An 11,828-nucleotide genomic window follows, 5' to 3' on the forward strand; every position below is an offset into this window, starting at 1 on the left:
GAGCGGGAGCGGGTTAATCGGTGTTTCGTCACGGCTAAGGACGAGAAACCCTGCTTGCGGAACAGCCCCTCAGCATGCGGCATTCCTCCAGCCGCAAAGCCCCATTTACCGCCAATCTGGCTTAAATTTCAGGATACGGCTCGTATAGAGGGGCAACATGGCCGATGATGTCGGCGACATCCGCTCTGTCGAAGCTGCCGTCTCCATTCACGTCCAGCACCTGATCCGTCCGCCGCAGGAAGTCGGAAAGTTCTGCGATGCCGAGCGTACCCGGATAGAGCCGCGACAGATGATCCGTCAGCCAAGCGGGATTGTAATGAACCGTGACGTTTCCGCTGAGCCCCTGCGTTTCATAAAGGCCCGGAGCCATATATACAACTATAAAAGCCGCCGAACCGTTTTTGATCGCCCTGAGCTTACCATCAGCAGTCGTTTTGACCACGAGAGCATTGGAAGAATGCACAGACAGCAGGTTGCCCGATATATCCTCCCGGCTGCCGTCCGAATAATGAGCGATCAGAACCAGCTGTCGTTCCTCGCCCGGACTCAGGCTCAAGTCGCTCTCCTCCAACTCCACGTACAGCAGGGAACGGCCTCCGGTCAAGGTCAGCTCGGGAGCCATCGGGAAGGCGGTCGCCGTATAGACGCTGCTTGTCGCAGTCCCGCTCTGTGCGGTTACTTTGTAATTGCCGGCAGGCACGTCGAAGTAATAGGCGAGTCTCGCTCCGTCCGGAGTCTGAGCATACAAGTGATACTGGCCATACACGGATGTGCCGACAGCTGCCCCGTATACAGCATCCTGCACATAACCGTTACCCTCCAAACGGACGGTAACCGTGTCCGCCGCAATCCCCTGCAGCACAATCTGGCCGCTGATACGGAATACGTCGATAACAGGTCTTTCCTCGACTCGAATCGTTTTCACCGCCGGGGCAATAGGCAACAGGCTGTCATACACCGCATAGCTCACTGTGTAGATGCCCGGCTGCTCCGGCAGATGGAATGACGACCCGGCACCCAAGTCGACAGGTATGGAATAAGTTTGCGGGCCCGCAAAGGTCAACATGCCCGAAAGCTTGCCATCCCCCTCACGCTCAGGGTCAAAATAAGTGATAGCTGTCACCGTATTGCCGCGTCCGTCCAGCACTTGCAGCAGTCCCGGACTTGTCAGGGCGCCCGCCGTATAGGCGTCGTTTTCGCTCAAGCCTATGCTTGCCGTCAGATTCGTATCCGCCCCAAGCATCCTCTCGCCATCCAGCTGCGGGTTAGGATGCTCGAAGGTGTAAAACATGGGCCCGAAGATGGGAAACGTCTCTTCTCCTTCAAAGGAAGGAAACGCCATGTATTCTGTTGCGAGCTTCGTGTAAGGATGTTTGCTCGCGTATATCGTCTGCTCGTATAAACGCATCTCGGCAAAATAGTTGCTTGCCGCGGCATGCCCCGGCGCCTCCAGATGCAGACCCATAAGATACGTTTCCACTCCGCTTTCATTGTGCATATCCGGCAAAACGCGCGCCATGTCCGCTTGTTCGAATACGAGCCGGTGTGCGGCGGGCGAATATGCATAATCGCTTTTCAGCAAATAAAACAACCGATCGTCGCCTCCGCGGGCCGTCAACCGGAAATTATACCGCCCCGGCTGCAGAAGCGCATCCTCATCGACCTGTCCCGTCAGCATCGCCAAGCCCGATTCATCCTCCAGACCGAACCAGACGCTGCCCATCGGGTCAGGCTCGGTCTCCAGGCCGGACAGCTCGATCTCCAGCGGAGCCATAGCCGACTCATCGAGAATAAACACATGCCGTGGCTGATCGAGCAGCTCCGCACCTGTTAATACGCGATGCAGCGCGTAATTCCGCTCCCCGGAGCCAGTGATCAGCAGCGGATAGGTCCGGCCAGGCTCCAGACCGGACGGAGGCGGCACACGGACGGTTTTGGTCGTCAAGTTCTGCGAGATATACGGGAGCTCGTAGTTCTCGTACACATAAGCTCCGCCTTCCTTATGCGAGAACTGCAGCTCGATGCTTTCGCCCCACTTGGTGTTCTCGATCTCGAACGTCAGCCAATCGGTCTGCCCGGCAGAGAGCAGCCGCCCCGGCACATTATAGATATATTCCATAGTTTTCACTTTAAAAATTTGCTCCAGCGTCTGATAGCCGGGAGCGCTGATTGTCAAACGGACGGTCTCCTCCGGCCGCTTGCCGGCAAACTCCAGAAAGAAGCTCGAATTCGTCCGGTTTGTTTCCCCCTGCACCAGTTTCCAAGAGCCATCCTCCTGCTGCAGCTCCAGCCGAATATCGTAGCTGTCCAGCGGATTGCCATCCGTATCTGTGACCTCTCCTCCTACTCTGCTCGGGTCGTAATACTGCACCCCTTCCACTTCTGCGGGCTCCAGCACGGGGCCGCCGCTTGTGTCGAGACCGAGGCTGCCGTCCGTATTGCCTCCCCAGGCCCATACTTTGCCGTCCGCGTCCACCGCGTGGGCGAAACCCGTCCCGGCTGCAACAGCAGCGAGCGTTCTTGTCTCCATACGCTCCGCGAAGGCCGGCGGCAGCTTTAGCTCGCCTGCCATCCCATCTGCGAGCACGCCGTTCCAGTCGCGGCCCCATGACAGCAGCCGCCCCGCTCCGTTCACGGCAAGTCCGAACGTACTGCCGGGCGCAATCGCCTGAGCCCCGTGCAGCCCGCTGACGATGCTCGGCCCGTCGATCACATCCGGCTGCACCCCGGCGCCTATCGCCGTGCCCAGCCCCAATTGGCCCGAGGCATTCGCTCCCCAGGCATACACCGTTCCGTCGGCCAATACGGCGAAGCTCGAGTCGGAGCCGGAAAGCGCCGCGATGCGGACAACTCCGGTCAAAGGAGACATGTTATCCTGCAGCACCAGCGCCGGCTCCTTGACTTTGGCGATCTCCGTATGATCCTGTCCCGCTTGCCCATACGTATTGTCTCCCCATGCCCAGACGCGGCCCAGCTCATCCAGGGCCAGCATATGGCTCCTTCCGGCCGCTATCGCCGTTACATTCACAGGAATAGAGACGGGCGCAGCCAGCCGCGACATGTCATCCGAACCGTTGCCAAGTTGTCCGCTGCTTCCCTCTCCCCACGTCCAAACTTTCCCGTCCTCGCGCAGCGCCGCCGTAAATCGGCCTCCCGCCGCTACAGCCGCGAAGTCGTCCGGCAGCTCGCCGTAGCCGATCTCCCGTACCTGATCGACGGGCACGGAGCGATTGATGCTGTCGCCGGTTCCGAGCTGGCCGTAGGCGTTGTCTCCCCAGACGTATACGGTACCCTCTTCGCTCAAAGCTACGCTATGCCTCTCGCCGGCGGAGATATCCGCAGCCTTCACGAACATCATCGCTTTCTGAGGGCGATGATTGGCCGGATCATTCAAGCTGCCGTACACGCCGAGCTGCCCGTAAGCGTTCGCCCCCCATGACAAGACGGTTCCATCCGAGCGCAGCGCGAGAGCAAAGTTCTCGCCTGCTGATGTTTTGACCACCGACAGCGGTCCTGCCTCAGCCTGTCCGCCCGAGGGCGGCTCCGACAAAACGGCCGGAACGACGGCCTGGGCGGAGGCAGGCGGAGGCGGAATCGCAACCCCCAATGCGAGCAAAGAAGCAAGCAGCCATCCCCACCGGCGTTTATGTATCACTTTCAAAATTTCCACCAACCCCCTTATTCACAAATACAACTACCAAAGCTAGCTCAAGATAAACTCCTCTTCCATTATATCGCGAAGCTGCCCCTGCCGAACATACGAATTAATGAGAAGTTCGTCACAGTTTGCGTAAGAAAACCGTCTTACGGGCTTTGGCAATAGTACCTTGCGGCATCCGGCGCACAGACGGACGTGAGGTGGATGATGCCCGAAGCGGTAACTGTTACGAAACTCATCGGCTCTTAAAGCCGCTTTTCTTAAGATCTTGCTATTTTACAGAACCCAGCGCTCCCCAGATGGAGAAATTGACCAAATATGGACCGGTTCCTGTTTTAAGGAATTCCTGGTTCCGTTGCAAATGAAATTCCGCCGATTTCACTCGCCTAGGGTCGCTGATTTCCTTATTTTACTCTTAAACAAATACCCCCGCGAAGCATGGTTTGGCTGCGTGGCCGAAACGGATGCTCTACGAGGGTACCGGGATAAGGAGAGCCGTTTCTTGTCACAAGACAAGGGGACGACTCCAATAGCTCCAACCGGCGCCGGAAAACCGGCAGCCGGCCTGGCGTCAATGCGCGAAGTCCTGCTCCGCAACAGCTTTATAGGCGGAGGACACGTAGGTGACGGCCTTTGGCTCGGTGATGACGGCAGCGGTCATGCTGTCCGGGGCGGGGTCGCTCAACGTATACGAGATCACAGCCCGCCCGTCCGCATCGAAACGGATGCCCGTGATGTCGATCCCATAACCGGCGGTCGGCTTTTGTCCCCGGGACAGCACCACCTTGTTGACATCGTCGTTTATTTTCTCCACGCTGATCTTGATCTCTTCCTGAGGCTGCTGCGGCTTCGTCATCCGCTCCACAAATGCCAGCGCGCTATGCACCCAAGCCGCCGCTTCGCCGCGGGTCAGCTCGCGCTTCGGATAAAACTTGCGGTCCTCGCCAAGCTTCACAATGCCGTGCAGCACCATACGCTGAAGGCTGTCATTCAGATTCGGGTCCATTTCATCCTGGTCGGCGAACTGCACAAGCATTTCGATAACCGGGAAGCTTCCTTTCGTGTCGATCGCATGAATGAGCAGATTCGCGAATTGCTCGCGCGTGATCGCAGCTCTGGGGTCCACGTCCTTCGGAATCGGGAGCCCATTGAGCTGGGCGATAATGAACGATTCGGCATACCATGCGTCGTTCGGCACCTTGGTATAATAATCCGACGCCTCAGGCGCTTTGATGAACTGGATGTGAGCCAAGCTCAGCTCGAAGGCTTTCACCAGCATATGAATGCTTTGCGCATAGGTAGCTTGGGCCCGGGGGGCGAAATGCTTCTCATCTATGCCGCTGACAATTCCCTTGCTTTGCAGCGCAGCTATAGGCGCCTGCAATTCTTCGTCCACGTCGCTGAACGCCAGCGCCGAACCCGCCGTCAAGCTCGCCAGCAAAGCCGCGCTTACCGCGGCAGTCGTCCATTTCCTCAGCTTTATTCTTATCATTTTCATCTCCACCTTTGCTCTTGGAAAGTATGCTTCGGGTTTCGCCCGATTCTCCGCTGTCTTTGTCTGCAAGACGCTGCGGTATCTTCTCAGACGCAGCTTTCCCCTCTATTGTTGCTGAAGCGGGATAGGCCTATGACCCCGTGAGCAAAAAACGATTGACACCAGAACATTTGTTCCCTATAATTGGAATCATCTTACAAAATAAACCAGTCAAGGGTGAGCGATATGCCGGATAACGTCGGGACACTCAGAAGTTTTATATTGAAAGCCAAAACAAATACTTATGCTGCGGGAGAGGGCACTCGGGAGACGGCCAGCCGGGCAGGCGCTAAGGATTATTCTTATGCGAGCGGCGACTTCAAGTATATGGACAGTTATGTTGGAGAGTTGGATTTCGCCGGACAGGAGATCGTGTGGGAGCATGACCGGCCGATCTGGGCGATGAACTATTACGGGACGGCGCTGGACCCTGTGGAAGGCTTCCCCGAATTTTTATTCGAGGCGCTCAGGCTTGTTCCGGAAGAGGCTCCGTACCGCGGACCGCGACAGCACAACAGCGATAAGTTCAAATATGTCTGTAGCTGGCACGGTGACATTCATCGCTTCCATGGCGAAGAGCAGATTGTACATAAAGGCAAGATTGTTTATCAGCTGCTATTCCATGGCGGTTCTATTCAGTACGGTTAATTTTTGCGGCAAAACGACTTTTCCTAGATTTAGTAGGAAGAGACATTTGTCGTTTTTTGTAAAACATTGACGATATCAACAGAAAAAATAGCATTTTTATATTGACCTAGCCTCTTTCATCATGATACATTGTTATCACCTAGTAATTTAGTTGGGATTAAATTGTAGAGAGATAGGAGAGAAACAAAGAATGGCTACATGGAAAAAAAGCGCTATGCTCGTGCTGGTTCTCGTATTGTCGATCGCTATGGTCGCTTGCGGAGCGAAAACTCAGCCGAGTACAGATGCTTCAAACGGCGGGGAAGCCGCAGCGAATAATCCGCTCGCGGGCAAGAAGATCGCACTTATCATGCAAATTAATCTGGGCACCTTCTCGGCTCAATATATCGAGGGCGTGAAGGAGCAAGTACAGAAGCTCGGCGGTACGGTTACGGTGAATCCTGCCGAAGGCGACCTCGCCAAGATGGCTTCCAACCTGGATGCGGCGATCAACCAGAAGGTTGACGGCATTCTGATCGACCACGGCACGGCTGAAGCGCTTGAAGCCGGCGTCAAGAGAGCGCTGGAGAAGAAAATTCCCGTTGTCGCTTTCGACGCGGATCTGAAGGTGCCGGGCGTTACCGTTCTGGAGCAAGGCGATCAGAAGATGGCTGAGCAAACGCTCGAGCAGCTCGCCAAGGATATCGGCGGCAAGGGCAACATCGTGAAGATCTGGGTAGCAGGCTTCGCTCCGATGGAGCGCCGCCAGATCGCTTACAAAGCGTTCCAGGCCAAATATCCCGACATCAAGGAAGTTGCGGCGTTCGGCGCAGCTACCCAAAACACGGCGCTGGATACACAAGCGCAGATGGAAGCAATCCTGAAGAAATACCCGAACAAAGGCGATATCACGGCTGTATGGGCCGCTTGGGACGAATTCGCCAAGGGCGCTGCCCGCGCTATCCAGCAAGCGGGACGCACCGAGATCAAAATTTATGGCATCGATATGAGCGATGAGGATCTGCAGATGATCCAGGATACTAAAACTTCCTGGGTTGCTTCCGCAGCCGTCGATCCGAAGGACATCGGACGCATTCAGGTTCGTTACCTGTACCAGAAGATGCATGGCGACGAAACGCCGGAGAAGGTTGTGCTGGAGCCGGTATTCGTCTCCCGTGACCAGCTGCCCAAAGAGCAAATTTCGACAGCCGATCTGAGCAAGCATGTCAAGGGCTGGGGCGGCAGCGAACAAGGTTATACCGATTGGATGAAAAAAGCCGAAGTGAAGTAAGATACGGCATTGCATACTGTTAATCCCATCGACCGGTCCGGTCCGATGGGATTTTCCATTGAAGGAGCGTGAGTACAACCGATGTCCAGTTCTGCCAGCCTGTTGCAAATGAAAGGCATCGTCAAGTCGTTCCCCGGCGTGCGTGCGCTGCAGCAGGTCGACTTCGACGTGCGCGGCGGCGAAATTCACGCGCTGCTCGGCGCCAACGGCGCGGGCAAAAGCACATTAATGAAAGTCCTGTCCGGGGCCTATACCGCCGATGAAGGAGCCGTCATGATTGACGGAACCGCCTATACGTTCACGCAGCCGCTTGACGCGATCCGCAGCGGAATTCAATGCGTCTACCAGGAAGTGGACACCGCTCTTATCCCGTCGCTGACAGTCGCCGAGAACATCATGCTGGAGAAGCTGACGGCGGGCAGCCGATGGATCGACTGGAGCGGGATGCAGCGGGAAGCCGCCCGGGTGCTGCAGGAGCTCGGCTTGACCGGGATTGACGTCCGCCGGCAGGCCGGTGAGCTGTCCATCGCGCAGAAGCAGCTTGTGCTGATCGGACGGGCGCTTGCCCAGAAGGCGAAGTTTATTATTTTCGACGAACCGACGGCTCCGCTCAGCAATGAAGAAGCCGACCAGTTGTTCCGCATCATGGACAGGCTGAAGAAGGATGGCGTCGGCTGCATCTTCATCTCTCACCGGCTGGCGGAGGTGTTCCGCATCAGCGACCGCATAACGGTTATGCGGGACGGGCAGCGCATCTCGACGAAGCTTGCCGCCGACACTAACGCCGGTCTTGTCGTCGAAGAGATGCTCGGCAAGAAGTTCGAGGAGGAGTTTCCGAAGGCGCAGGTGAAGATCGGCGGCACGCTGCTGGAGGCGAAGGGCCTGACCTCGGGCACCAAGGTTCGCGACGTAACGCTAAGCGTGCGCCAGGGGGAAATTGTCGGCGTCGTCGGGCTCGTCGGAGCCGGCAAAACCGAGCTGTCGCGCGTGCTGTTCGGCGCCGACCCGCTCGATGCCGGCGAGATTGCGCTGCGAGGCAAGCGTCTTCGGCTGGCAAGGCCGGCCGACGCCGTTCAAGCGGGTCTCGCTCTCGTGCCGGAGGAGCGGCGCAAGCAGGGCGTGCTCGTCGAGCTGCCGATAATGGCGAATCTGGCGCTGCCGATCCTGAAGCCGCTCAGCCGGCTCGGGTTCGTCGGACGCGGACGCGAAGCGGCCAATGCCGACGCCCGCATCGCCGAGCTCGGCATACAGCCCGCCAACAAGCACCAGCTTGTCAAATATTTAAGCGGCGGCAACCAGCAGAAAGTTGCGGTCGGCAAGTGGCTGCCCACCCAGGCCGACATCTATCTGTTCGACGAGCCGACCAAAGGCGTCGATGTCGGAGCCAAAAGCGATATCTTCCGCCTTATCGGCAAGCTGGCCGAGGAAGGCAAGGGCATTTTGTACTTTTCCTGCGAAATCGCCGAGATTCTGGGGATTGCCGACCGGATTCTAGTGATGAGCTACGGCCGGATCGTGAAGGAGCTCTCACGCGAGGAAGCTACGCAAGAACAAATATTGTATTACGCCAGCAGCGGGGAGGCCTAACCTAAGGTGAAAGATAAATTACTGGATTATTCCTATAAATACGGAGCGCTTGCCGTCATTGCCATCGTCATCGCGGTATTTTCCATGGTCAACGAAAACTTCTTGTCCTACGACAACATGGCGGATATTCTCCGCTCCATCTCCATCGTAACCTTCGTGGCGATCGGCGTGACCTTCTCTCAGATCGTGGACGGCTTCGACCTCTCGGTCGGCTCCACCGTCTCGCTTACTACCGTCGTCGTCGCCACCATGATGGTCTGGTACCAGCTGCCGCTCGTCGTCGTATTGACGGTGCCGCTGATCATCGGGATCGGAATCGGTCTGCTCAACGCCTTGCTGATCGTGAAGGTGCGCATTCCCGATCTGCTGGCCACGCTGGCTGTGATGTATATTATCGGCGGCGTGCACAAGACGTATACGAAGGGCTTTTCCATCTACAACAACATGCAGATGACCGACGGTACCAAAGCACCCGGCAAGTTCGACCCTTCTTATCTGTGGATCGGACAAGGCAAGCTGCTCGGCGTGCCGGTTCCCGTCCTGATCATGATTATTGCCGTTATTCTCGTCCACATCTTCCTCACATATACCCGGTGGGGGCGTCAAATGTACGTCACCGGCGGCAACCAGGAGGCGGCCCGGCTGTCCGGCATCTCCGTGAACCGTGTGCGGACCGTCGCCTATATGCTCTCCGGCCTGTTCGCCGCTATCGGCGGCATTTTGTTCGCAGCGCGCGTCGGCTCCGGACAAATCGACGCAGGCGCTCCGCTGTTGATGGAGTCGGTCGCCGCGGTGTTCGTCGGCTACTCGGTCCTTGGCGCAGGGAAGCCGAACGTGATCGGCACCTTCTTCGGAGCCGTGCTGATCGGCGTATTGCTCAATGGGCTTACCATGCTTAATCTGCCTTATTACGCTTTCGATATCGTTAAAGGCACCGTGCTCGTATTGGCGCTCGCCATAACGTTTATCCACTTGAACCGCCGCCGGACCTAGCCTCGCACCGCCGATCGCGTTTCCGCGCAAGCAAAGCAAAACCCCGGATTTCCCTGCTTTAGGGGGGAAATCCGGGGTTTTATGCATGGGCGCGAAGTCAGAGCAGCCGCTCCGAACGAGGGTTAAGGCGTCTCATCCACCTGAAGCACGGCTCCGCCGTTGCTTCGGATCAATTCGACAATCTGCATGTAGTCCGCAGCTTGAACCTGGGCGCTCAGCACATACTGGAGCTCACGGTCATCCACACCGTCGCGGTTGTCATCATGACCCATTCGCTCCGCTTCATTCAATCCGACGAAAGCGGCGGCTGCGCCCGCTTGGCTGCCTGCTCCTCCGCCTGCACCGTAGGCGGCTCCCGTCGCCCCTACGGCCACATCGCCCGAGCCTACGGTCGCCCCCAGCGGCAGCAGCAGGAAATTACGATCGGGCGCTTCCTGGATCGCCCCGATCTCTACATGCTGAATCGGATACGTCTGCAATAACACCCGTACATGTTCTGCTTCGCTCTCATTATGAAAATAGGCTTGTACATGCTTGCTCATCATTCATCGCTCCTCATTGGTCGGATGGGTTCTCCTCTCTTTTACCCCAAACCGTCCAATCTTACGCATGTCTCGGAGCAATATCTTAGGATATCCGGAGCCGGGTCGCCTCCCCTCTCCCGGCGTCCGTAATAACCCCGTTTAATGAGCCCGGGTCGTCCTCGGAGGAGCCGCTTCCAGCTTGCTTACGGCCGCCTGCCCGCTTATTCCGGCGGGCGGCGCCTGTTTGACGCCGGCGTCCGCTTGCTTGCGTTTGATCGGCGAGATCAGCCAGTAGATGACGCCCACGAAGAAAGCTCCGCCTACGATATTGCCGAGCGTGACCGGGATCATATTATGGAGCCAGCCCGCCAGGGTGATAGTGTCCGGATGGGGCAGCACGAGCGCCAGGCCGAGCACGGTCATATTAGCGATGCTATGCTCGTAGCCCGAGGCGATGAATCCATACAGCATCCACCAGATCAGGATCAGCTTGGCGGTGTCGCTTTTCGCCCGCATCGACGTCCAGATGGCCAGACAGACGAACCAGTTGCACAAGATTCCGCGGAAGAACAGCTGGCTGAACGGCAGGGACATCTTCTTTGCCGCGGAGGCGAACAGCAGATGCTCCGGCGCGATCCCGGCGAACACGCCGGAACCGGCGACGAGCCCGACCAGCACCATGGCCCCAAGCAAATTGCCGCCGTAACACCAGAGCCAATTGCGCAGCGTATCCTTCCACGTCGTGGCCCCGGACAGCGTACTGACGGTGTAGTACATGTTATTGCCGGTGAACAGCTCGGAACCGGCGAAGATGACGAGCGTCAGCGCCACTCCGAACGATACGCCCATCGCCATCGAAGCGACTGGCGACTTGATGGCGAACAACGGCGCTCCGACCGAGAAAATAAGCACGATCCCGAGCCCCACATAAGCCCCGGCGAGCCCCGCCGACAGCAGATATCTCAGCCGGCTGCGGTCCAGCATCTCCTTTTTCCTCACAGCGCCCTGTATGATCGCTTCAACCGATTCCGTAAACATGGTCACCATCCCGCTTTCTATTCGTTAATAGAGCTGCCCATACCTTGGGGCAGTCCGATCTGAACCAGGTCTTCCTGGATGCGAACCGGATAAGTTCTCACTTGTCCGGTATCCGGGGCTTGCACCAGGCCGCTCTCGAGACTGATCTTCAGATCGCGCAGCGGACAATAAACATAAGCTCCGCTTATCAGCCCTTCCGTCAGCGGTCCGCCCTTCGGATGAGGCGTACGATTGTCCAGCGCGTACAGCTCTCCATCCGTTGTATGAAACACCGCGATATCGAGCCCTTGCACACGCACTTCCCGGCCGAGCCGGAGCGGAAAATCCTGCCTGGAGCCGATGGTGACGAAAAGCGGTGTGCCGTCTGTCGCTTCATGACCTGCTGCTTTATGGCCAGCCGTTGTCGTCGCATTGCCCGCTGTTCCTTGGTCCGTTGTTCTATCGCCCGCCGTTTCATTGTCCGCTGTTCCTTGACCCGTTGTTCTATTGCCCGCCGTTTCATTGTCCGCTGTCCCTTGGCCTGTTGTTCTGTTGCCCGCCGCCTCATTGCCCGCTTCTTGCGTTTGCCTCATTTGC

Annotated in this window: 9 protein-coding genes; 4 read left to right on the top strand and 5 right to left on the bottom strand. The window is 57.5% G+C overall.

Features of this window, described 5'->3' with window-relative positions:
• Positions 1–121: 121 nt before the first annotated feature.
• Both BLR08_RS17650 and BLR08_RS17655 read right to left on the bottom strand, forming a co-directional pair.
• A complete protein-coding gene (locus BLR08_RS17650) occupies positions 122–3,655 on the bottom strand; it encodes an RCC1 domain-containing protein (protein WP_256257832.1) in 3,534 nt (1,177 codons plus the stop codon).
• Positions 3,656–4,229: 574 nt separating this feature from the next.
• Positions 4,230–5,150, bottom strand: a complete 921-nt coding sequence (locus tag BLR08_RS17655; RefSeq protein WP_072337886.1) for an S-layer homology domain-containing protein — start codon at positions 5,148–5,150, stop codon at positions 4,230–4,232.
• Between the two features lie 264 nt (positions 5,151–5,414).
• Between BLR08_RS17655 and BLR08_RS17660 the strand changes: the two genes are divergently transcribed.
• The 4 genes from BLR08_RS17660 (at position 5,415) to BLR08_RS17675 (ending at position 9,690) form a co-directional block, all read left to right on the top strand.
• Positions 5,415–5,840, top strand: a complete 426-nt coding sequence (locus BLR08_RS17660) for a DUF5680 domain-containing protein (protein WP_143014398.1) — start codon at positions 5,415–5,417, stop codon at positions 5,838–5,840.
• A gap of 190 nt (positions 5,841–6,030) precedes the next feature.
• Entirely contained in the window at positions 6,031–7,110 is a 1,080-nt protein-coding gene (locus BLR08_RS17665) for a sugar ABC transporter substrate-binding protein (protein WP_072337888.1), read from the top strand.
• 81 nt (positions 7,111–7,191) lie between these two features.
• The gene (locus tag BLR08_RS17670; protein WP_072337889.1) at positions 7,192–8,697 is read left to right on the top strand and encodes a sugar ABC transporter ATP-binding protein; all 1,506 of its coding nucleotides are present in this window, start codon (positions 7,192–7,194) and stop codon (positions 8,695–8,697) included.
• A gap of 6 nt (positions 8,698–8,703) precedes the next feature.
• Positions 8,704–9,690 carry an ABC transporter permease gene (locus tag BLR08_RS17675; protein ID WP_072337890.1) on the top strand — a complete coding sequence of 329 codons (987 nt, stop codon included), beginning with the start codon at positions 8,704–8,706 and terminating at the stop codon, positions 9,688–9,690.
• Positions 9,691–9,812: 122 nt separating this feature from the next.
• Here the strand turns inward: BLR08_RS17675 and BLR08_RS17680 are convergent, their stop codons facing one another.
• The 3 genes from BLR08_RS17680 to nirD all read right to left on the bottom strand — a co-directional run bounded on the left by BLR08_RS17680 (position 9,813) and on the right by nirD (position 11,824).
• On the bottom strand, positions 9,813–10,232 hold the full coding sequence (locus tag BLR08_RS17680; RefSeq protein WP_072337891.1) for a hypothetical protein: 420 nt from the start codon (positions 10,230–10,232) through the stop codon (positions 9,813–9,815).
• A 141-nt stretch (positions 10,233–10,373) separates the two neighbouring features.
• Complete coding sequence (locus BLR08_RS17685; protein WP_083537548.1) at positions 10,374–11,252, bottom strand: formate/nitrite transporter family protein; 879 nt, start codon at positions 11,250–11,252, stop codon at positions 10,374–10,376.
• Between the two features lie 17 nt (positions 11,253–11,269).
• Entirely contained in the window at positions 11,270–11,824 is a 555-nt protein-coding gene (nirD, locus tag BLR08_RS32125; protein WP_083537549.1) for a nitrite reductase small subunit NirD, read from the bottom strand.
• Positions 11,825–11,828 lie beyond the last annotated feature (4 nt).

This window comes from Paenibacillus sp. cl123 (genome assembly GCF_900101595.1).
Lineage (GTDB): Bacteria > Bacillota > Bacilli > Paenibacillales > NBRC-103111 > Paenibacillus_G.